The sequence below is a fragment of the Marinobacter sp. LV10R520-4 genome (genome assembly GCF_002563815.1).
Taxonomy (GTDB): Bacteria; Pseudomonadota; Gammaproteobacteria; order Pseudomonadales; family Oleiphilaceae; genus Marinobacter.
Genome location: NZ_PDJM01000001.1, coordinates 2,800,255 through 2,820,860 on the forward strand (window position 1 = coordinate 2,800,255; position 20,606 = coordinate 2,820,860).

A 20,606-nucleotide genomic window follows, 5' to 3' on the forward strand; every position below is an offset into this window, starting at 1 on the left:
TTCGCTACCGCGGTGGCTTGCAAATGGCCTATATCTGAACGGCGCTACTGCTGCGATGCGTCAATGGCAGGCGGGTACAGTGGCGATAGACCACTGGTTACCGTTTGGCCGGCAGGCCTGCGAATTAGCTCACGAATTGCCTGTTGCAGCTGCGCCGGGTTATTCGACACCTCGTCTTCCAACGGTTGCTCTATGCTATAACGCCTTTGTTCAAGCTTGGCCAGAGCGTCAGTGAGGGGCGGCAAGTGACAGAATTCCGCCACCTGACGCCAGCTCTGAAATCCCTTGTCCGGATACTGAAGATTCATCCAGCGTAGCAACAGCCGCGGTGTATCCGGGTTGTTGTTGCCGGCAGCGGCCAGCAGTTCCCTATAAAGCTCTGAATCGCCTTCGCCGGCGTTGCTTTCGGTTGCCTTGTTAGCCGGATAACGCGATCGCCTTGCGCGCCAGAAAAAACCCGCCGTAATACTCCAGCCAACAGCCATAAACAACGCCAGCCAGGGCCAGAAAGCACCGCCGCCGGTGGTGTTCTGACTGCTTGTATCCGATCCTGGATCTGGATCGCTAGCGGCGTTATTCAGATTTTCATCGATGGCGGCGACCGCCGGAGCTTGGGCCTGAGTATTAATGCCTGCACCAGGCGCAACCACCAATACGCGCTCGGGAATAATCGCGACTTTTTCTGAATCGCTTGCGGTATCCCACCAGGGAACGCGCACCTCGGGCAGGCGCAGCTCGCCGGCTTGCACCGGCACCAGAGCGCTGGCCTGTTGCAGCATAGACATCAGGCCGTCGGCGCTGATGTCGGTGGCGCGTTTGGCAGGCTCTGGATAACTGCGCAGCCCGGGCACTGTCTGAGCCGGAAAGGGCGGCAGCGTGGCACCTGGCAAGCCGTTGGCGCGCAGGGTTAGCTGGCGGGTCAGATTTGCACCTCTGGTGACGCGGTTATCGCTGGGCAGCCCACTTTCTTCCAGTGTTAGCCCCGTTGCGGGCAGCCAGACGCTGCCACTGAATTGCGGCGGTATGTCTTTCACCGGCAGGTCAAACAGTTGTTCGCTGCTGCGCAGGATCTGCAAGCGGCCGTTGGCGCCGCGAAAGCTGCCTTCAAATTCGACAGGCGCCAAACTGAGCCGGCCAGGGGTTTGTGGGTAAACCGCGTAACGGCGCTCAATCATACGGTAGCGTTGATCGCCCCGCACCCGTGCGTATTCCTGTTGTGGGCCCAAGGATTCAATCACCGCGTTATTGCTGACCGGTTCCGACAGTTCGCCGCGGATGAGCTCATTGTTAAAGTACAGTTGTACCGTTAGCAGCAGCTGCTCCTGCACATAAAGTTCGGCTTTGTCGGTGGAGAGCTCTATAAAGCTCTTCCGCGCATCTGCAGTTGGGTTTTGAGCCCACGCCGGTAATGCCAGCAGGCAAAAGGTGATGATGAAGAGCCGACCAAAGCCCCGGTAATCCCTGTAACCGCCATAATCGTGCCGCCGCAACGGCGTCGAGAAGTTACTGTGTTGCTCTACCATGGCGTATCGCCTCTGTCTGCTGGTGTCTGCCGTTGCCGGTATTGCTGAAGGAATTTCTGCTGCAATAGACCGCCAGGGTCGTCTGGCACCCGCCTTAAATACTGCTCTTGGCTCTGGCTCAGCGGTGCTTCACGGGTATCTGCCGGGGCCTGTTCCGGGCCAGGCTCACTCTCGAGCTCATTCTCGGGCCCACTCTCGGGCTCGTTCCCTGATTTTTTATCAAGTTCGGCATCGAGCTCTGAGCTATCGCCGTTGTTGTCAGATTGCTGATCGCGCCCGTTTTCACCTTTTTCCGGACTCTTGGAGCTCCCGGAATCTTCGGAGTTCTCTGCATTCTCGGGATTTTCGCTGTTCTGTGGCTGCCCGTCCTGGCTGTCAGAGCCCGAATTCTGCTCGGATGACGGATCTTGCTGTTGACCTTGTTCTTGCTGCTGCTCCTGTTGTTGTTTCTGTTGCTGGAGCAAGTCGGCAACCAAGGCTCGGTTGGCAAGGGCGTCCGGGTGTTGGGGCTGTAGGGTGAGTGCCTGGTCGTAGGCGGCAATGGCCTGCTCCAGCTTGCCCGCTTGGGCTAAGGCGTTACCCCGGTTGTAGGCGCCGTCGGCTCCGGGCGCTTCGGCGAAGCGCTCACCGGCGGCCTCGAACTCGCCGTTGCGATAGAGCGCTGTGCCTTGCCATTCGGGCGCTTGCAACTTCTCTGCGGCCTGCTTTGGGTTCTGCTCGATCAGCGCTGGTGCGCGCTGATCTTCACGCTGCCACAGCTCGCCCCAGCTAAAGGCTTGCGCAGGCTGCGGCAGGGTAGGCAGCAAGGCCAGGGCGAACAATGCTAAAGCGCCGCGGCGCCAGATCAGCAGCAACAAGGGGAGCGCCAGCCAAAGTAGCCAGTAGCCGTCTTCCTGCCACTGTGACTGTTGGCGTGTTTTTGCAGGATCAAGCTGTGCTGTATCGGCTTTGGTGAAAGCCCCGTTTAAGCCACTGACTGCCAGCTCGCTCAGGTCACGGCCATCCAGCGTCAGGGTCGCGCTTCTGCCGCCATTGGCGCCCGCCAGCTCGGCCAATGCCCGGGGCGCTGCCTGACTGATCACAATGCGGTCGCCGTCGCGTATAAAACCGCGCTCGGCCAGGGGGATCGGGCCACCGGCGCGGGTACCAACAGTGAGGGTGTCGAGTTGGAAACGGCTGCCCGCTAACAGCTCGGTAATAGCCTGGCGGTAACGGGGCTGCACGTCGTCTGTGATTAACAAAATACGGCCGTTGCCCGGTGCTCCGCGGTCGAGCAGCTCCATGGCTTTGCCCACGGCCAGATCGGCGCGGTTGCCTGCGGCCGGCATCATCAGCGGGTCCAGAACGGCGAGCATGGATTCGGTCGTGGCGCTGTCGTCACTTAAGGGCGTTACGCTGTGAGCATCTGCGGCGTAAACCACCAGAGCTGTAAGGCTGCCTTGGCGCGCGGCAAGAATGTCGCGAATTTTGCGTTTGGCCAGGGTCAGTCGGTTGGGCTGCACGTCGGTAGCCAGCATCGACAGTGACAGGTCCAGCACAATCACCAGGCTGCTAGTGGGCGGCGCCGCGGGGCTTGGCGCCTGGCGCCACACCGGGCCGGCCAGGGACAGGCTGACCAGCGAAAACGCCAGCACGGCTGCCAGCGGGCTGGCGATCCGTGGCATTCTTCTTCGCACTTTTTGCTGGCCATCGGCACTGTGTGTTGGCTCTGGCAGCAGCGGTGCCAGAAGATGCCGGGGTATCAGTGCCGACCAGCCGCTGTCTCCGTCACCGCGATGCCGGGCAAGCCAGTACACCAGTGGTGTGGCCAACAACAGCAACAGCCACCAGGGCCGCAGCCACTGTAACTGCAAAATCATCAGCTCAGACATAGGGCTGTTTCTCTGTTTCGGAGCCGTGGCGAAGCGGTTGTTGGCGTCGCTTTTGATAGCGGCGAAACAAAAGTGCAAACAGCCATAGCATTATGGCCAGCGCCGCCGGCCAGACATAATGTTCGCGCACCGGTCGGTAAAACTGGCCTTCTTGAACGGCCGGTTCAAGCTGATTGATACTGGCGTAAATACCGGAAAGCTCGGCCAGATTACGGGCGCGAAAATATTGGCCGCCGGTTTGCTGCGCCATGCGCGTTAGCAGGGCTTCGTCCAGATCCCGCGATGGATTGCGCTGCAGCAGTCCGGTTATGGCGCTATCCGCTCCGGCGCCAATGCCGATGGTGTAAAGCCGCACAGCACTGGCCTGTGCCAGCTCACTGGCTTTGTCAGGGGTTATTTCGCCGGCGGTGTTGGCGCCGTCGGTCAGCACAATGGCAACTCGTTGCTCCAGGGGCCGCTCGCGCAGGCGCTTCACCGCAAGCCCAACGGCGTCGCCAATGGCGGTTGCGTTCCCGGCCATGCCCAGGCCAGCTTCTTGCAGCAGAATATTTACCGTTGTTCGGTCAAAGGTCAGGGGTGCTTGCACATAGGCCTGACTGCCAAACAGAATCAGACCCAGGCGATCGCCCCGGCGCTGGTCAATAAACTCGGCCAGCACCTGCTTTACCGCTTGTAACCGGTTAATACGCCGGCCCTGGCGCACCATATCCGGCTCGTCCATGCTGGGTGAAATGTCTACCACCAGCATCAGATCGCGGCCGGTTGTCGGCAGTTGCCGGGCATCGCCCACCACTTGCGGTCGCGCCAACGCCAGCACCAACAGCAACCAGCCCAGCAGTGTCAGCAAACGCAGCCATAAAGGGTTTTTGGCGCTATGGGTGGAAACCCCGGGCATGCCGGCTAACCAGTGCCCCAGGGGCAATACCGGTGCCTGCACCGGGCGGGCTTCGCGGCGCCGCCAAAACAGGGCCAGCGGCAGCAAAGCCAGCACCAGCACCCAGGGATAAGCCAGTGTCATGGCGCACCCCGCAGTTGTTTTTTATGGTTTTGCAGCCAGCGCCCGGCAAAGGCCAATGCCTGCTGCGGGTCGCAGCTGCTGTGGGGCTGCCAGCAGGCGTTCACCAGAGTATTAACCAGTTCTGCTTCAACGGCGTTATCGCTACTTTGTTGCAAAAACGCAACCCACTCGTTACCGCTGAGGGCGGCGACCGGTTGCTGTGGGTAGCTGTCACGGGCCGCACGCTTCAGTAATGCGTTAAGCTGGCTGAACCAGGCGGGGCTATTTTGCGTCTGCGTCTGCGATTGCAATTGAGCCCGCAGTGCCGTCAGTTCCCGTTGCACGGCTTGCCAGCGCCGGTTACGCCGCTGCCAGTGTCGCCACCCGCGCACGGCCAACACCAGGCAGACTGACCCCACAGCGGCCAGTAACCACCAGCCGGGGGCCGGCGGCCACCAACCTGAGCTTTCGGGTAGATGAATATCGCGCAGCTGTTGCAGCGCGTCGGCGGCATTGTTGGCGGCGATGTTGGCGGTATTGATGGTGTCAGGGCTGTTCATCCCAGGCGGCCTCCGCCGGCCATCAGCGCACGCAGTGCCAGGCGCGGATGTTCGCCAGTAGAAACATCAATGCTGTTTACTGCCGCCACGCGCAGGCAATGTTGTAACCGCTCCTGGTGTTGATTCATGCGCCGCTGCCAGGCCAGGCGAAACGCGCTATCGCCGGCGTCAAACCACAGCGGCCCGGCGGCGCTGGCCACCGCAAACTGGCCGTGCGGGGGCAATGCCCGCTCCAACGGATCACTGATTTGAACGGCGCTGACGCTGTTGTGCTGGGCCAGCTTTCCCAGCAGGCCAGCGCTGTTTTCGCTCAGCTGGATAAAGTCACTGATGATGAAAATCCGGCTGCCGGTGCGCGCAACGCGACAGGCTTCGGCCAGCGCATTATCCAGCGAACCCGGTTGTGCTAGCGGCGCGCCTGGGTTGGGGTGAAAATGACCGGGCTGGTGTTGTAGGCGGGCAAGGTTGTCGAGCAATCGCAGCACCGAGGTTTTGCGTCGTGCCGGGCGCTGGAGCGCTAACAGCTGGCCGTTGAACACCAGGCCGCCCACCCGGTCGCCGCCAAAAAGCGCAACCCATGCCAGCATGGCGGCAGCTTGGGCGGCGCGCACCTGTTTGTAGGCGCCGGTGCTGGCGAAGAACAGCGACGGGTTCAAATCACACAGCAGCAAAACCGGCCGCTCCCGTTCTTCTTCGTAGATTTTTGTGTGGGCCTGTTGCCGCCTTGCGGTTACTCGCCAGTCAATGGCGCGAATGTCGTCCCCTGGCTGGTATTGCCGCACTTCAGCAAACGCCATGCCGCGGCCCCGCTGCGGCGACGCGTAAGCACCGGCCTGGCGGCTGCGGGTGGCCTTTGCCGAGGGCAGCCGCAGCGTATGGGCTTCTGCCTGCAGCTTTACCAGCGCAGTCAATGGCAACGCGATGTCGTGCGCTGTGTTGGCGTGCGCGGCAGAGACCGACACATTGGATGCGTTACCGTGAGTCATGGGCGGACTATGCCGTTACCGGCAGACATTCTAAGAGTCGCCGCAAAAAATCGTCGGTGCTGATGCCCTCAGCCTGGGCGTCGAAGTTTAGCAGCACCCGGTGGCGCAGCACGTCAAAGGCCACATTGCGGATGTCGTCCGGGGTTACATAGTCGCGCCCATCAAGCCAGGCCTGGGCGCGGCTGCAACGGTCCAGTGCGATAGTGCCACGCGGGCTGGCGCCAAAACTGGCCCAGCGCGCCAGTTCCGGGCTTAGCTCTGCAGGCTTGCGAGTGGCTAGCACCAGTGCCAATAAATAGTCCTCAACGGCCTCTGACATGTGTACGTCGGCCACTTGCTGGCGCGCTGCAAACACCTTGCTGGCACTGACCCGACGGATGACAGTTGCCGCAGGCTGGCGAAAGTCGCGGCGCGCCAAGTGCAAAATCTTGCGCTCGGCGCTGGCGTCCGGATAGTCAATCAACACGTGCATCAGAAAGCGGTCGAGTTGGGCTTCCGGCAGCGGGTAAGTGCCTTCCTGCTCTATCGGATTCTGCGTCGCCATCACCAGAAACAGCGGTTCCAGCGCGAAGGTGTTCATGCCCACGCTGACCTGGCGTTCGCCCATGGCTTCCAATAGCGCCGATTGCACCTTGGCCGGGGCGCGGTTTATTTCATCGGCCAGTACCAGGTTGTGAAACACCGGGCCGCGCTGGAATTCGAAAAGACCGGTTTCTGCGCGATAGATCTCGCTGCCGGTCACATCGGAAGGCAACAGGTCAGGGGTGAACTGGATGCGATGAAAGTCGCCTTCAATGTATTCAGCCAAGGTTTTGATGGCGGTGGTTTTCGCCAGTCCCGGTGCGCCTTCCACCAGCAGATGGCCATCAGCCAGCAGAGCCATCAGTAGGCGGTTAACCAGGGTTTTTTGGCCAATAATACGGGTTTCTAGCTGGCTCTGAAGATCCAGAAAAGTCTGCTGTAGTGATAACTGCGATGACATAGGTAAGGCACTCGTGACCGGTAACGGTAAAAGACAGCTATGCTACAACAATCGAACCAATAACGAACTGATAACGAAATGATAAGTAGTTGCCGTAATTTTTCGGAGATGCCGGCAAAAATCAAGCGCTTGGCATATCCTAGTGCGACAACAACGGCATAAAAACGATATAAAAACCAGCTCCATCGTTCACACGAACCAGAGGTACGCTATGAATGCGCTGACAGTGGCCAGTAAGGAACAATTTTTTTCTCAGCTAGAAGAGGCGTTTGGCGAGAAGATTGCCAAAACGGAAGCCACCCGAATCAGTGAATTTGCCCGCCAACATTACTCGCAGATACCTCTGGAAGAACTGGTCAATCGGCGATTTTCAGATATTTATGGCTGCGCAATGGCGGCGTGGCAGTTCCTGCGCAAACGCGGACAAGACGAGACCCCGGTTTCAGTGTTCAATCCGGATCTGGAAAGCGATGGCTGGGCATCGACCCATACGATGATCTTTATCATTCACCCAAACATGCCGTTTCTGATTGACTCACTGCGTATTGCCATCAACCAGCGCGAAATTGGTACCCATTCCATTCAGCACGCGGTGCTACAGATCAGCCGCGATAAAGATGGCAAATTGGCAGATCTGCATGGCAAAGATGCCAACGGGGCGGCACCGGCTGAGTGTGCTCAAGAGGCGTTTATTGCCATTGAAATTGATCGTCACAGCGCGCCGGAAGAAATGGCCGAGCTGGAACAGGTGCTGCAGAGCGTATTGCACGAAGTCCGCATTGCTGTGGGTGACTTCCCCCGGGTGAATGCCAAAGTGATCGAAAGTCGCGAGGAACTGGAGCATTCCGCCGGCGGTATCAGCAAGCAGCAGAAGAAAGAAGCCCAGGCGTTTTTGACCTGGCTGCAAGAAGATCATTTCACGTTTCTGGGTTACGACGAGTACGATTTTGTAAACGACAAAAACGGCGTGGAAGTGCGCCGGGTAAAAGACTCGGAACTGGGCATATTGCGGGTGACCAATGAACGCCCCGCGTGTGTGCGCTTAAGTGAGCTGCCCAATCGCACCGGTCAGGAAATGACCCGCACTGACGATGTGTTTATCTTTGCTAAATCCGCCCAGCGCTCACGCGTTCATCGCCCGGCCTACCCGGACTACATTGCCATAAAACGCTTCAACCAGAAGGGTGAAGTGGTGGGTGAACGGCGCTTTCTGGGCCTTTATACCGCTCGAGTGTACAACGAGCGGCCAGACCAGATTCCACTGATTCGCCGCAAATTTGAAAGTGTGATGGCGCAGTCTGGCTTCCCCCGTGACGACTACACCGGCAAAGAGCTTGACCAAATTCTGACGGTGTTGCCCCGTGACGAGCTGTTCCAGCTCAATACCGAAGAACTGCTGCGACTGGCCACGGGTATACTGTACATTCAGGAACGTCGACGCATTGAACTGTTCATGCGCGAAGACGTGTACGGCCAGTTTGTGTCTTGTCTGGCCTATTTCCCAAGGGACATCTACAACACCGAGCTGCGTCTGAAAGTCGAGCAGGTGCTAGTAGAAACTCTGGGCGCAGAAGACGTTGAATTTGTCACTTATTTCTCCGAATCGGTTCTGGCGCGGGTACAGTTCACCATTCGCGTGCCGCCTATGGAAAACCGCCAGCTGCCACTGGCCGAGATTCGACAAAAGGTAATCGGGCTGGCGCAGTCCTGGAGTGACGGGCTGCTAGAAGCTCTTACCGAAGCTTGGGGCGAAGAGAAGGGCAGCGAGATGAAGCGTAACTGGAGTGCTGGTTTTCCCGCCAGTTACCTGGAAATGTTTTCGCCACGCCGTGCCGCCATTGATCTGGAATACGTCGCCACCGCCGCCAAAACCGACGACATGGCCATGAGTTTCTATCGGGCGCTGGAAGAAGACGACAGCACCATTCACTTTAAATTGTTCTATCCAAGCCATCCGGTACCTTTGTCAGACGTGATGCCGGTGTTCGACAACTTTGGCTTCCGCGTGCTCAGCGAACATCCTTTTGAAATGACCAGCCGCAATGGCGAAGTGGTCTGGCTGCACGACTTCACTCTGCGCTCGGTTTCCGGTGCTACGATTGACCTTCAGCGTTTGCGCCCGCTGTTTGACGAACTCTTCCGTCGCGTGTGGCGCGGTGATGCCGAGAACGACGCTTTTAACCGCCTGATGAAATCGTCTTACAAGAGCTGGCGCCAGATTGCGCTGCTGCGCACCTATGCCCGTTACATGCGCCAGATCCGCTTTTCCAACAGCCAGACCTTTATTGCCAGAACCCTGTTCCACCACAAGAACCTGACCGAAGTTCTGCTGGCCTACTTTGAGGCCCGCTTTAATCCGGATAACGGCTACAGCCCGGCCAAGCGCGAGGCTACGCAGCAGAAACTGCTGGTGGAATTCAACGCCGGGCTGGAACAAGTAGAAAACCTGAGCGAAGACCGGGTGTTTAAGCTGTATATAGAGCTGATTCACTCCACCCTGCGCACTAATTATTACCAGCCCGACGAGTCTGGTCAGCCCAAGTCTTACATCAGCGTAAAGTTGGATCCGACCGGCATTCCGGACATGCCACTGCCGATTCCGATGTTTGAAATATTCGTCTATTCGCCGCGCGTAGAAGGTGTGCATCTGCGTGGTGGTAAAGTGGCGCGCGGAGGCCTGCGCTGGTCGGATCGTTTTGAAGATTACCGTACCGAAGTGCTGGGCCTGGTAAAGGCGCAACAGGTAAAAAATGCGGTGATTGTGCCGGTGGGAGCGAAGGGCGGTTTTGTTGCCAAGCAGCTGCCGAAAACCTCTAACCGCGAGGCCTTCCAGGCCGAAGGCAAAGAAGCGTACAAAACCTTTATTCGCGGGTTGCTGGACATTACCGACAACTTGGTGGACGGCAATATTGTGCCACCGCTCAGCGTGGTACGCCAAGACGCAGACGATCACTACCTGGTGGTAGCTGCCGACAAAGGCACCGCCACATTCTCTGATATCGCCAATGGCCTGTCTGCCGACTACGACTTCTGGATGGGCGATGCCTTTGCCTCTGGCGGCAGCAACGGTTATGACCATAAAAAAATGGGCATTACCGCCCGCGGCGCCTGGGTATCGGTAGAGCGACACTTCCGCGAAATGGGTATTAACCCGGCGGATGACGAGTTTACCGTGGTGGGCATTGGTGACATGGACGGTGACGTGTTTGGCAACGGCCTGCTGAGCTCGGAAAAAACCCGCTTGGTAGCGGCGTTCAACCATATCCATATTTTTATCGATCCGTCTCCAGACGCAGCCAAGAGTTATAAAGAACGCCTGCGCCTATTCAAAATGCCGCGTTCGGCCTGGACTGATTACAACAGCGAGTTGATATCCGCCGGTGGTGGCGTTTTTAGCCGCAGTACGAAATCCATTGCGCTGAGCCCCGAAATTAAAGCCCTGCTGGGAATCAAAGCAGACCGGGTGCCGCCCAACATGCTGATTGCCCACATCCTCAAAGCGCAGGTAGACCTGCTATGGGTCGGCGGCATTGGCACTTATGTCAAAGGGGGCGGTGAAAGCCACAGCGATGTCGGCGATAAAGCCAATGACGGCGTTCGTATCAACGGCGCCGACCTACGCTGCAAGGTGGTTGCTGAAGGCGCTAACCTGGGCCTTACCCAGCGCGGCCGTATTGAATATGCGCTCAGAGATGGGCGCTTGAACACCGACTTCATTGACAACTCCGGCGGTGTGGACTGTTCAGACCACGAAGTGAATATAAAGATTCTGCTCAATCGCTCCATTGTAATGGGCGATTTGACCTCTAAACAGCGCAACCTGCTGCTGGAGGACATGACCGAAGACGTGTCTGCGCTGGTGCTGAAAAACAATTACCGCCAGACCCAGGCCCTGAGCATCGCCAGCGAAGATGCTCCCAAACGCATTGAAGAATGTCGTAGGCTGATGAACTCCTTAGAGGCGGAAGGCAAACTTAACCGCGAGCTGGAGTTTTTGCCCGACGACGAGGCCCTGAACCAGCGCAAGCAGGCGGGTAAAGGCCTGACACGGCCGGAACTCGCGGTGTTGATTGCGTATGTAAAGGCAGACTTAAAACAGACCCTGGTGGCCAGCAACCTGCCTGATGACCCGCTGTTGGTGGGGGAAATGTACAAGGTGTTTCCGCGGGAGCTTAATCGCAAATTTGCCGACGAGCTGGGCGAGCACCAGCTAAGGCGGGAAATCATTGGTACCCAGATTGCCAATGATATGGTCAACCACATGGGCATCATTTTTGTCGACAGCATCAAACAAGCGACCGGCGCCGATTCGGCGCAGATAGCCCTGGCCTGGATTATTGCCCGCGATCTGTTCCGCGTTGACACCTGGTGGGACCGTATTGAAGACCTGGATTTCCATGTAAGCGCTCAGCTACAGATAGAACTGATGCAAGAAATGATGCGGCTGATGCGGCGCACTGTGAAATGGCTTTTGCGTAATCGCCGCGCCGAACTGTCGATTGCCCATCACATTGAGCGCTTTGCCGACAGCGTTTGGGCTATTACCGCGGGCCTGCCAGACTACCTTAACGGACAAACCCGTAAACTCTGGCAGAAGCGCCATCAGGCTCTGATAGATTCCGGAGTGCCGGAAGACCTGGCGCCGGTGCTGGCCGGTACCGACTATCTGTATTCGTCGCTGGGTATTATCGAAGCCCAAGAAGCGACAGACGTGCCATTGAAAACCGTGGCCAGCTTGTACTACGAAGTCAGCGAGCGTTTGCAGCTGAACTGGTTTGCCGGCGCCATCTCGGCGCTGGTGCCAGCCAGCCACTGGCAGTCGCTGGCGCGGGAAAGTTTCCGTGAAGACCTGAACTGGCAGCAGCGGGCGCTGACCACCGGCGTGCTGCAGCAAGTAGGCGAGCCGGATGATGTGGCCCTGTGCGTGGACCAATGGATGGCCCGTCACCAGCCGATGATTGACCGCTGGCAGGAGATGTTGGTCGAGTTGAAACGTAGCCCCGAGCCGGAATATGCCATGTTTTCGGTGGCCCTGAGGGAATTGCTGGATTTGGCGCAGACAACCCTTCACCAGACAACTCTTCACCAGGCACCGGCGGAGCACCAGGCGCCAGCTGAACCTGCAGAAACGGCAGAAACGGCTTCTGATGTGAACTAGGTATTGATTAACGGGAGCAATTCCCGTTCAATCCTTCGCCTTAACTTACAAATCGGAGCGGATAGATGGGGCAGCTGGATTATTTACTGGACAAGAACCGGGCCTGGGCGGAGAACATCAAGGCACAGGACCCACAGTTTTTTGATCGGTTATCAAATCAGCAGGCCCCGGAATATTTGTGGATTGGTTGCGCCGACAGCCGGGTGCCGGCCAATCAGATTGTAGACTTGATGCCCGGCGAGTTGTTTGTGCACCGTAACGTGGCCAACGTGGTGGTGCACACCGACTTTAACTGCCTGTCGGTGTTGCAGTTCGCGATTGACGTATTGAAAGTGAAGCACATTCTATTGGTGGGTCACTACGGCTGCGGCGGTGTTAAAGCTGCCCTGCTGAACGAGGGCTTTGGCCTGATTGCCAACTGGCTGCGCCACGTGCAAGACGTGCGCGATCGTTACCGGCACATTCTGGAACCCATCATCAGTGTGCAAGACCGCGCCGACCGCCTGTGCGAATTGAACGTGATTGAACAGGTGGACCACGTGTGCCAGAACAGCATTGTTCAGGACGCTTGGAAGCGTGGCCAGGACTTAACCGTGCACGGCTTCGTGTACGACCTTCGTGACGGCATAATGCGGGATATGGGCATACCCATATCCAACGCTGCCGCCAGCGAGCATACCCGCCAGCAATCGGTGGATGAAATGGTACTTCGCCCGGTGCGCTCCGGCCGCCTGATTAAAGCCTGAATTACGGAACGCCCATGTCTGCATTACCGAATTCCCACGAAGCGCTGCTTCGTAATCGCTCCTGTCTGACCGGCAAGGTCGCCCTGCTGGGCGCTATTGCGCCGGATTTACTGACCGAACTGGCAACCTTGGGCAGCACTGGCCTGGCCATGACCGAACACGCCGGATACGCCCAGGCCCTGGAGCAGGCAGGCAACTGGCCGGTGGCCTTTGGTTATGACTCCCCGGCTCTGACCGCTGCCGCGTTTGATTCTGTTGTGGTGTTTTTGCCCAAGGCCCGCGCCGAGCTGGATGTGCGGCTGTCGCTGGCGCGTTGGCTGGTGCGCCCTGGTGGCCGCCTGCTGGTGCTAGGGGAGAAAAAAGAGGGCATTGCCGGCGCGGTAAAACAGCTGCGCGAGGCCTTGCCTCAGGTGCACAAGATTGACAGTGCGCGGCATTGCCAGGTGTGGTGTGCAGAAGACGTAACACCGCTTGCGCACTTTGCCATCGCTGATTGGCTGGATTGGAGCCAGGTCAGCGTTGCCGGCCGGGACCTAGAGGTAGCAGGCTTGCCCGGTGTGTTCAGCCGCGGCGAACTGGACTCGGGCACAAGCCTTTTGCTGGAAACCCTGGCCAGCAACCCTTTGACCACCCTGTCGGTGCGGGCGGCGCCGGGTATACCGCCGACGCGGGCCGGCATGGCCCTGCGAGTTCTTGATTTTGCCTGTGGCGCCGGGGTTATTGGCGCCTGGCTGCAGACGGGCGAACGCACTGACCTAAGAGCAGACCTAAGCGTTGACGCCGTAGACGTGCAGTCCCAGGCGCTGCTGAGCGCCCGCGCGACTTATGACCGAGTGGGTGCCCGGGGCGAAATTATTGCCTCTGACGGCATTGCGGGGCTAGACGGCCGTTGGCAGGCGGTGGTGTCTAACCCGCCGTTTCACAGCGGCGTGCGCACTGACATGACCATGACCGAGCGTTTCGTGCGCGACCTGGCCAGCCACCTGGAACACGGCGGTGAGTTGCGCCTGGTGGCCAACAATTTTTTGCCTTATGAGGCCCTGATTCGGCGTTGCATCGGTCCCGTTGAACGCCTGGCGGAAAACAACAAGTTTACGGTGTACCGGGCCTTTCGGCAGTGATATGGCCGTTAAACCTGGAGCGTGTGGCGCCTGCGCCAACGCCTGATGAGGCCGTGCGGCCAAACGCCAACACGGCCAGCCTTCAAGCCTGGGATGCAGCGGATGAACTGCTGCTGCAGCAGGCCACCCATTGGGTGGAGAATGAGTGGCTAGAGGATAAACAGCCGGCGGGCAAACAACATCCGCGGGTGCTGGTGGTGGATGACAACTTTGGTGCTCTTACACTAGGGCTATGGGACTTGCAGCCGGTTACCCTGGCCGACAGCGCGGCTCTTGGGCCGGTGCTGGCACACAATCTTGCTTTGAATCCACCACTGCAAAGCAATCTGAGGGATCGGCCCGTGCCTCTGAGCTGGTGCGACGACCCGGTGTTGGCGCCGGAGACAGCAACGACAATGGCAACAAACAGCCCGCACAGCGCCTATAGACTGAACGGTCTGTTTGATCTGGTGGTCATGCGTATTCCCCGCTATGGCGACTACCTGGCCTGGCTGCTGCGACGGGTAAATGCCTTGCTGGCAGACGACGGCGTGCTGCTCGCTGGCGGCATGATAAAACACCTGCCAGACCGCAGTGTGGATGTGTTTGCCCAGGCGGTCGTTACCGAAAAGGTATGCCCGGCGCGCAAAAAAGCGCGGGTGGTGATATGCCGCAAAGGGAGCGCAGAGTTAACAAATTGGACCCCTGCGTGGCTGGGCTACTCGCTTGCAGCGGGCGCTGAAGCAGCAAAAGCACGGAGCGTAGTAGCGCTGCCGGCGGTGTTCGCCCGCGACAAGCTGGATATTGGTACCCGGGTATTGTTGCCCCATGTTACGCAGGCCGCCGCCGCTTTGGCGCCCGGTGCCCGGGTGCTAGATCTGGCCTGCGGCAATGGCGTACTTGGCCTGGCAGCGCTTGCGGCTAACAGCCACCTTGAGCTGACTTTCAGCGATGTTTCCAGCCAGGCTGTGATCAGTGCGGCTGCGAACGCGGCCCGCGAATTCCCCCGGAGCACATTTTCTTTCCGTCATGCCGACGGCATTTCTGCAGACGGAGGCGAGTTCGACCTGATACTGCTGAACCCGCCGTTTCACGAGGGTGGGGTAGTGGGTGACCATATTGCCCTGGCGCTGTTTGCCGCCGCCCGCCGCCATCTTCGCCCCGGCGGACGACTGTTGCTGGTGGGCAACCGGCATCTGGGATATCACCGCAGCCTTGGCCGCTTTTTCCCCCAGGTGCGCCAGCCAGACGCCACTCCCAAATTTGTGGTGCTTGAAGCCAGCCGTTAAAGCCAGGCGTGTGCCAGTCGATCACCGCTCTCGGTTACGCCCTTTGATTTCATCTTTCGAAATCACACAACGGAATTAAACGGCAGGGCGGTCATAACCCAGGCGTGCCAGAGTATCGACAATGGTTTGGGTTTGGCTGTCGATTTCGATATTCACGCTTTGGCCCACGCTGGCTTCACCAAATACCGTGGCGCGCAGGGTTTCCGGAATCAGATGCACGTTGAAGCGGTTTTCCTGCACTTCGCCAATGGTCAGGCTGGCGCCGTTAATGGCAATGTAGCCCTTGGCAAATACATAGTGGGCCCAGGCTGCTGGCATTTCAAACCATAGGCTGACGTTGTTTTCGCTGCGCACAATATCAACAATCTGCGCGGCAGTGTGAATGTGGCCAGACAGCAAGTGCCCGCCGATTTCATCGCCAATGCGCGCCGCGCGTTCGTAATTCACGAGGCTGCCAGCCATCAGGTCGCCCAATGTCGTTAGGCGAAGGGTTTCCTGCATGGCGTCAAAATACAGCACATTGCCTTGCTGGCGGGTGACGGTCATGCAGGTTCCGTTAATGGCGACCGAGGCGCCGATAGTTACGCCTTCGGCTTTGCCGGCGGGCAAGGCGATGGCGAACGTACTGAGCCCTGGCGCAGTGATAATGTCTTCAATGGTCGCAATGCCCTGAATAATGCCTGTAAACATGGGGAAAGCCTCGTGCGGTTAAGATGACGTAGCATACGATGGGCCAGAATAACCAGATGACGCCAGGGGAACAACGCGCACCTCAAGATTCTGCCGCCCACGCCGTTAGTATGAATAAGTTCATACACTTTCAGACGGAATTGCTCATGGCCCAGAATACTGGCACCCAGGCACCGGCACCGGCGTCGTCAGCCGCAGCGCCCGCGGTATTGCGCCAAGGCCGGGCGGCAGACCCGGCGCCGGCCGTGGCGGACAAGGCTGTGGCGGTTGCGGGCCAGGGCTCCCAAAACACCACTCAACCGTCCACCGGCCCAAATGAAAGCGCCAAGCAGCCGTCTGACGTAATGGCTGCCGATGCTGAGGGCAGCCGCGATGCTTCCCCTGGTAGCAGCCGTGATAAAGCGGCCAACCGCCAGCGCCAGCTGCGTTTGATGATGCGCCAATGTGACCGGGTGCTGCTGGCCGATTATGACTTGCTGGCGATGGAGAAATGGCCGGACAACGCCCGGATTTCCGCTGCGCGAAGGCGCCGGGATCTGTGGTTGCTGGCGGTGTTTGTTGCCGCTGTGTTGTTCGTTGGCGGCGTGCTTGGCGTCTTACCGGCCTGGTTGGGCGGTACCGGTTTTGGCGCGCTTGTGACTACGTTGCTGCTGGCACTGCCACCGGTGCGCAGGGTATTCAGTTCACGCCCGTCACACCGGGAGCTAGTGCAGCAGCGCGGGCAAATGCTGCGGGACGCCAGGCGCCATGTGGCGCATCTAGAGGGGGCCGATGGGCTGGTGTGGCAGTGCCAGCGCATGGCGGCGTTCAACCCTGCGCTGGCAAGTCACAGCTTTTCGCGATTACGGGAAGCATCGGAGAAGCATATACTAGTGGGGCAATTAACCGAGCGCAAATACGTGCGCCTGTATCTGTTCTATCTGGTAGAGGCCGACAAAGCGTACCAGAGGCTGCAACAGGCGTTTCTGGACAGCCGCCAGCAGGATTTGGAGCAGAGCCCGTTAGAGGAAGTGGCGGAAGGAAAAGCGGGGACAGATTTGAAATCTGTCCCCAGTTAAATCTGTCCCCGGTTAGTCGTGGGTCACGGTTGACGACAGCACTAACTTGACAAGTTGATTTCTCAAACGTATGTTTAAAACATACGTTTATTGCTGGAGTCAGGATTTACAATGGCGCAATCAGATACTGTAGATCGCATTCTGGACGCAGCGGAAGAATTGTTCGCCGATCGCGGATTTGCTGAAACATCGCTGCGGATGATTACCAGCCGGGCAAAAGTGAATCTTGCCGCCGTGAATTATCATTTTGGCTCCAAAAAATCCCTGATACAAGCAGTTTTTGCCCGCTTTCTAACACCTTTTTCGGCCACCGCCGAAGCTGCGTTTGACGATCTGGAAAAAAGTTGTGATGGCAAAGCGCCAACGTTAAACCAGACCCTGCGTGCTTTGACCGAAAGCGCGGTGCAAATGCCACAGCGCAGTGAACGCGGCATTGCGATCTTCATGCGGCTTCTTGGCCTGGCTTATACCCAGTCGCAGGGGCATTTGCGAAAATTTCTGGAGCAGGAATACAGCGAACCTTTCAGCCGTTTCATGCGCTTGTTGAAAGAAGCTACGCCAGAGCTCTCTGCGGTAGATCGCTACTGGCGCATTCAGTTTATGCTTGGCGCCACCGCTTTCACTATGTCCAGTAACGAAGCCTTACGTGATATTCTGGTCAACAAGATGGGCGTAGAAACCAGCGTGCAGGAAATTGCTGCGCGGCTGGTGCCGTTTTTGGCGGCCGGCATGCAGGCGAAAGACCCAATGCTGACGCCTATGCCCTGCGACCAGGAATCACTGGCTGTGTTTTAATCAGCCAGTGCCGCCACTGAGCCTGAACGGAGCCTACTGTGGTTATCGGCGATTCTGCTGTCAGCCATCTGCTTATTGATATTGCCCGTCAGCGTCTGCAACTGTTTGACGGCTCTTCTGTGTGCGTGGGTGATTATTCGGTGTCTACGGCGCGTAACGGTGCCGGCGAATGTGATGGCAGTGGTTGCACGCCCCGGGGCCAACATTATATTCGCGTCATGATTGGCGCCGGGCAACCACTGAACAGCGTATTCCGTGGCCGCCGCCCAACCGGCGAAATCTACAACCCCGAACTGGCCCTGGCCCACCCCGAGCGTGACTGGATACTGTCGCGCATCGTATGGCTGTGCGGCCGGCAGTGGGGCGTAAATCGCGGCCCCGGGGTCGATACTTTTCGCCGCTTCATATACATTCACGGCACTCCTGACACCGAGCCGATGGGCACTCCGTTGTCCCACGGCTGTGTGCGCATGCGCAATACAGACCTGGTGACGCTGTTTGCCAGATTACAGCCGGGAATGCCGGTAATGATCTGTTAGTAACTGTTTATAAAAACCATTTTTCTAGCGTGCAATTTTTTTAGAAAGACGACTGGGGCAGCAACGTGAACGCGTTCTTTGATTTTGAATTTGAGGGTTCCCATGATTAAGGAAGGCATAATTATACTAAATGGCTGGATTGAGGGCTTCGAGCTGTTGTCTTCCGGCTGGCGGGCAGGGGTGATTATTTTTGCTCTGGTGTTTGGTACAGCCCTCGTTGCGTACATTGCTAACCGCGTGATCAGCGCTTTGGAGCACAGATTTTCTCAAACCAAAAATATCTGGGACGACGCCCTACTGCACGCTACTCGTCTGCCGCTGGTGGCGTTTGTGTGGTTGCAGGGGGTCTATTGGGCGGCAGAAATAGCCCATTATTATTCCGAGGCTGACGTTTTCAAGGCAAACGATTCGCTGCTGGACGTTGGCTTTATCTGGGTTGTTGTGTGGGCGCTGCTGGGCCTGATCAAACAGATTGAGCATGTGGTTGTGTCGCCGATCAAAATGAAAAAGCCGATGGATTTCACCACCGTCAACGCCATCAGTAAGCTTTCGCGGCTGGTGGTGATCATTACCGCGGCTCTGATTGGCTTACAAACCCTGGGTTTTAGTATTTCCGGTGTGCTGGCGTTCGGTGGTGTGGGTGGTATTGCCATCGGTTTTGCCGCTAAAGACCTGCTGGCCAACTTTTTTGGCGGTTTTATTATTCACCTCGACCGCCCGTTCAAAGTAGGCGACTGGATACGCTCGCCAGATCGCAATATTGAGGGCACGGTAGAGCAGATCGGCTGGCGTATGTGCACCATCCGTACGTTTGACAAACGCCCGCTTTACGTACCCAACGCTACGTTTACCACCATTGCGGTAGAAAACCCGTCACGTATGTCGCACCGCAGAATCAGTGAAACCATTGGCGTACGTTATAGTGACATAGACCGGGTAACCGACATTGTCAGTGATATTCGCTCAATGCTGAAAAATCACGACGAGATCGAAGTCAGCCAAACGCTGATTGTGAATTTTCTGGCGTTTAGTCATTCCACGCTGGACATCATGGTGTACACCTTCACAAAAACCCGCGAGTGGGTGAAATATCACGAAGTGAAGCAGGACGTGTTGCTGAAAATCAGCGACATTATAGCTGGCCATGGCGCCGAAGTGGCGTTCCCGACCCAGACGCTGCATGTGGCTGATAGCATTAAGCTGCAGCATCTGGAGAACAATTCCGGTCGTGACCAGGGTCGTACCCAAGACGGCGATTGGGCCAGCAACGAGGCCGGTGAGCGTTCTCTGCGTGATGACTCCGAAGGCAGCGAGCAAGACGCTGCTAACAGCGACAGCGACAAACACAGCACCGGCAACCGTGAAGGTGCCCAAGACAGGGTGGCTGAAGATACCGAAAGAGCCCGCAGCGGCCGCCCGGGCAGCAATCAGCCGCAGCGTGAACAGGTGGATTCACAAAGCCATGCGCAGGAGGGTTCCTCGAAGGGGCATCTTGAGGAACCTCTGGAGGGAAGTCATGCAAAACGCCGCTGAAAACCCCGTCGGTATCATCGGTGGCACCGGCCTGACCGCTCTTGAAGGTTTGCAGATAACCGGCGAGCAGAGTATGGCCAACCCATGGGGTACGCCTTCTTCAGCGCTTACCAGTGGGCTGTTGAGCCAGCAGCGCGTGCTGTTTCTGGCCCGCCACGGTAACCCGCACCGCATACCGCCCCACCAGATTAACTACCGCGCCAATGTTCAGGCGCTGTTTGATGCCGGCGTGCGCACCTTGGTGGGCGTTAACGCTGTGGGCGGCATACACCCGGATATGGGACCGGCCCACATTGTCATACCGGATCAGCTGATTGATTACACCTGGGGCCGCAGTGGTACGTTTTTTGAGGGCGAACTGGATAAGGTCACCCACATTGATTTTACCTGGCCTTACAACGAGCCGGCGCGGGCGATTTTGATTGAGCAAGCGGAGCGTCTGGGACTGAGCTTTTCCAGCCACGGGGTTTATGGTGCCACCCAGGGGCCACGTCTGGAAACCGCTGCGGAAATCCGCCGTATGGAGCGTGATGGCTGTGATCTGGCGGGTATGACAGGCATGCCGGAAGCGGCCCTGGCAGCAGAGTTGGGGATGCGGTACGTCAGTTTATGCCTGGTGGTCAATTATGCAGCAGGTAAAACCGACACGGCGATCACCATGGCGGATATTCAGCGCGCGATTGATGACGGTATGGTTGCCGTGAAAACCCTGCTACAGGCTTCTGTTGCCGGGCTTGGAGCCCTGCAGGCGAGAGCCTGAGCAGTGTCTGGGCGCTAGC

The 20,606-nt window shown here is 58.0% G+C and carries 16 protein-coding genes; 9 read left to right on the forward strand and 7 right to left on the reverse strand.

What is annotated here, in order from left to right:
* Nucleotides 1-44: 44 nt before the first annotated feature.
* Genes ATG98_RS13720 through ATG98_RS13745 form a run of 6 tightly spaced genes read right to left on the reverse strand, consistent with a single transcriptional unit; the run spans nucleotide 45 to nucleotide 6,919 of the window.
* Nucleotides 45-1,523, reverse strand: coding sequence for a BatD family protein (locus ATG98_RS13720; protein WP_098423473.1), 1,479 nt, complete (start codon nucleotides 1,521-1,523; stop codon nucleotides 45-47).
* Nucleotides 1,517-3,394 (reverse strand): VWA domain-containing protein, encoded by a 1,878-nt coding sequence (locus ATG98_RS13725; protein WP_098417752.1) that lies wholly within the window; start codon nucleotides 3,392-3,394, stop codon nucleotides 1,517-1,519. The genes ATG98_RS13720 and ATG98_RS13725 overlap by 7 nt, the downstream gene beginning before the upstream one ends.
* A complete protein-coding gene (locus ATG98_RS13730) occupies nucleotides 3,387-4,412 on the reverse strand; it encodes a vWA domain-containing protein (protein WP_098423475.1) in 1,026 nt (341 codons plus the stop codon). The genes ATG98_RS13725 and ATG98_RS13730 overlap by 8 nt, the downstream gene beginning before the upstream one ends.
* Nucleotides 4,409-4,951 carry a DUF4381 domain-containing protein gene (locus ATG98_RS13735; protein ID WP_098423477.1) on the reverse strand — a complete coding sequence of 181 codons (543 nt, stop codon included), beginning with the start codon at nucleotides 4,949-4,951 and terminating at the stop codon, nucleotides 4,409-4,411. The genes ATG98_RS13730 and ATG98_RS13735 overlap by 4 nt, the downstream gene beginning before the upstream one ends.
* Complete coding sequence (locus tag ATG98_RS13740; protein ID WP_098417755.1) at nucleotides 4,948-5,937, reverse strand: DUF58 domain-containing protein; 990 nt, start codon at nucleotides 5,935-5,937, stop codon at nucleotides 4,948-4,950. The genes ATG98_RS13735 and ATG98_RS13740 overlap by 4 nt, the downstream gene beginning before the upstream one ends.
* Nucleotides 5,938-5,944: 7 nt before the next feature.
* Nucleotides 5,945-6,919 (reverse strand): AAA family ATPase, encoded by a 975-nt coding sequence (locus tag ATG98_RS13745; RefSeq protein ID WP_098417756.1) that lies wholly within the window; start codon nucleotides 6,917-6,919, stop codon nucleotides 5,945-5,947.
* A 211-nt stretch (nucleotides 6,920-7,130) separates the two neighbouring features.
* Here ATG98_RS13745 and ATG98_RS13750 point away from each other — a divergent pair, with 211 nt between their 5' ends.
* The 4 genes from ATG98_RS13750 to ATG98_RS13765 all read left to right on the forward strand — a co-directional run bounded on the left by ATG98_RS13750 (nucleotide 7,131) and on the right by ATG98_RS13765 (nucleotide 15,212).
* On the forward strand, nucleotides 7,131-12,077 hold the full coding sequence (locus tag ATG98_RS13750) for an NAD-glutamate dehydrogenase (RefSeq protein ID WP_098423479.1): 4,947 nt from the start codon (nucleotides 7,131-7,133) through the stop codon (nucleotides 12,075-12,077).
* Nucleotides 12,078-12,142: 65 nt separating this feature from the next.
* Complete coding sequence (gene can / locus ATG98_RS13755) at nucleotides 12,143-12,823, forward strand: carbonate dehydratase (protein WP_098417758.1); 681 nt, start codon at nucleotides 12,143-12,145, stop codon at nucleotides 12,821-12,823.
* Between the two features lie 14 nt (nucleotides 12,824-12,837).
* Complete coding sequence (locus tag ATG98_RS13760; protein WP_098423481.1) at nucleotides 12,838-13,944, forward strand: class I SAM-dependent methyltransferase; 1,107 nt, start codon at nucleotides 12,838-12,840, stop codon at nucleotides 13,942-13,944.
* Nucleotides 13,941-15,212: a class I SAM-dependent methyltransferase gene (locus ATG98_RS13765; RefSeq protein ID WP_098423484.1), complete on the forward strand. Its 1,272-nt coding sequence runs from the start codon at nucleotides 13,941-13,943 to the stop codon at nucleotides 15,210-15,212. Before ATG98_RS13760 ends, ATG98_RS13765 begins: the two co-directional genes overlap by 4 nt.
* A 75-nt stretch (nucleotides 15,213-15,287) precedes the next feature.
* Here the strand turns inward: ATG98_RS13765 and ATG98_RS13770 are convergent, their stop codons facing one another.
* Nucleotides 15,288-15,902 carry a riboflavin synthase subunit alpha gene (locus ATG98_RS13770; protein ID WP_098423486.1) on the reverse strand — a complete coding sequence of 205 codons (615 nt, stop codon included), beginning with the start codon at nucleotides 15,900-15,902 and terminating at the stop codon, nucleotides 15,288-15,290.
* A gap of 146 nt (nucleotides 15,903-16,048) precedes the next feature.
* Here ATG98_RS13770 and ATG98_RS13775 point away from each other — a divergent pair, with 146 nt between their 5' ends.
* The 5 genes from ATG98_RS13775 (at nucleotide 16,049) to ATG98_RS13795 (ending at nucleotide 20,587) form a co-directional block, all read left to right on the forward strand.
* Nucleotides 16,049-16,960: a hypothetical protein gene (locus ATG98_RS13775; RefSeq protein ID WP_323807752.1), complete on the forward strand. Its 912-nt coding sequence runs from the start codon at nucleotides 16,049-16,051 to the stop codon at nucleotides 16,958-16,960.
* Between the two features lie 111 nt (nucleotides 16,961-17,071).
* A complete protein-coding gene (locus tag ATG98_RS13780) occupies nucleotides 17,072-17,755 on the forward strand; it encodes a TetR/AcrR family transcriptional regulator (RefSeq protein WP_098417763.1) in 684 nt (227 codons plus the stop codon).
* A gap of 38 nt (nucleotides 17,756-17,793) precedes the next feature.
* On the forward strand, nucleotides 17,794-18,294 hold the full coding sequence (locus ATG98_RS13785; RefSeq protein ID WP_098423488.1) for a L,D-transpeptidase: 501 nt from the start codon (nucleotides 17,794-17,796) through the stop codon (nucleotides 18,292-18,294).
* Between the two features lie 102 nt (nucleotides 18,295-18,396).
* A complete protein-coding gene (locus ATG98_RS13790; RefSeq protein WP_228706141.1) occupies nucleotides 18,397-19,827 on the forward strand; it encodes a mechanosensitive ion channel family protein in 1,431 nt (476 codons plus the stop codon).
* Nucleotides 19,811-20,587 carry an S-methyl-5'-thioinosine phosphorylase gene (locus ATG98_RS13795; protein ID WP_098423490.1) on the forward strand — a complete coding sequence of 259 codons (777 nt, stop codon included), beginning with the start codon at nucleotides 19,811-19,813 and terminating at the stop codon, nucleotides 20,585-20,587. Before ATG98_RS13790 ends, ATG98_RS13795 begins: the two co-directional genes overlap by 17 nt.
* Nucleotides 20,588-20,606: the final 19 nt, after the last annotated feature.

Excerpts from the sequence above, each read along its gene's own strand:
- ATG98_RS13725 (WP_098417752.1), bottom strand. The coding sequence starts at position 3,394 with ATGTCTGAGCTGATGATTTTGCAGTTACAGTGGCTGCGGCCCTGGTGG.
- ATG98_RS13790 (WP_228706141.1), top strand. The coding sequence starts at position 18,397 with ATGATTAAGGAAGGCATAATTATACTAAATGGCTGGATTGAGGGCTTC.
- ATG98_RS13795 (WP_098423490.1), top strand. The coding sequence starts at position 19,811 with ATGCAAAACGCCGCTGAAAACCCCGTCGGTATCATCGGTGGCACCGGC.
- ATG98_RS13745 (WP_098417756.1), bottom strand. The coding sequence starts at position 6,919 with ATGTCATCGCAGTTATCACTACAGCAGACTTTTCTGGATCTTCAGAGC.
- ATG98_RS13770 (WP_098423486.1), bottom strand. The coding sequence starts at position 15,902 with ATGTTTACAGGCATTATTCAGGGCATTGCGACCATTGAAGACATTATC.
- ATG98_RS13735 (WP_098423477.1), bottom strand. The coding sequence starts at position 4,951 with ATGAACAGCCCTGACACCATCAATACCGCCAACATCGCCGCCAACAAT.
- ATG98_RS13750 (WP_098423479.1), top strand. The coding sequence starts at position 7,131 with ATGAATGCGCTGACAGTGGCCAGTAAGGAACAATTTTTTTCTCAGCTA.
- ATG98_RS13780 (WP_098417763.1), top strand. The coding sequence starts at position 17,072 with ATGGCGCAATCAGATACTGTAGATCGCATTCTGGACGCAGCGGAAGAA.
- ATG98_RS13730 (WP_098423475.1), bottom strand. The coding sequence starts at position 4,412 with ATGACACTGGCTTATCCCTGGGTGCTGGTGCTGGCTTTGCTGCCGCTG.
- ATG98_RS13775 (WP_323807752.1), top strand. The coding sequence starts at position 16,049 with ATGGCCCAGAATACTGGCACCCAGGCACCGGCACCGGCGTCGTCAGCC.
- can (WP_098417758.1), top strand. The coding sequence starts at position 12,143 with ATGGGGCAGCTGGATTATTTACTGGACAAGAACCGGGCCTGGGCGGAG.
- ATG98_RS13740 (WP_098417755.1), bottom strand. The coding sequence starts at position 5,937 with ATGACTCACGGTAACGCATCCAATGTGTCGGTCTCTGCCGCGCACGCC.
- ATG98_RS13720 (WP_098423473.1), bottom strand. The coding sequence starts at position 1,523 with ATGGTAGAGCAACACAGTAACTTCTCGACGCCGTTGCGGCGGCACGAT.
- ATG98_RS13760 (WP_098423481.1), top strand. The coding sequence starts at position 12,838 with ATGTCTGCATTACCGAATTCCCACGAAGCGCTGCTTCGTAATCGCTCC.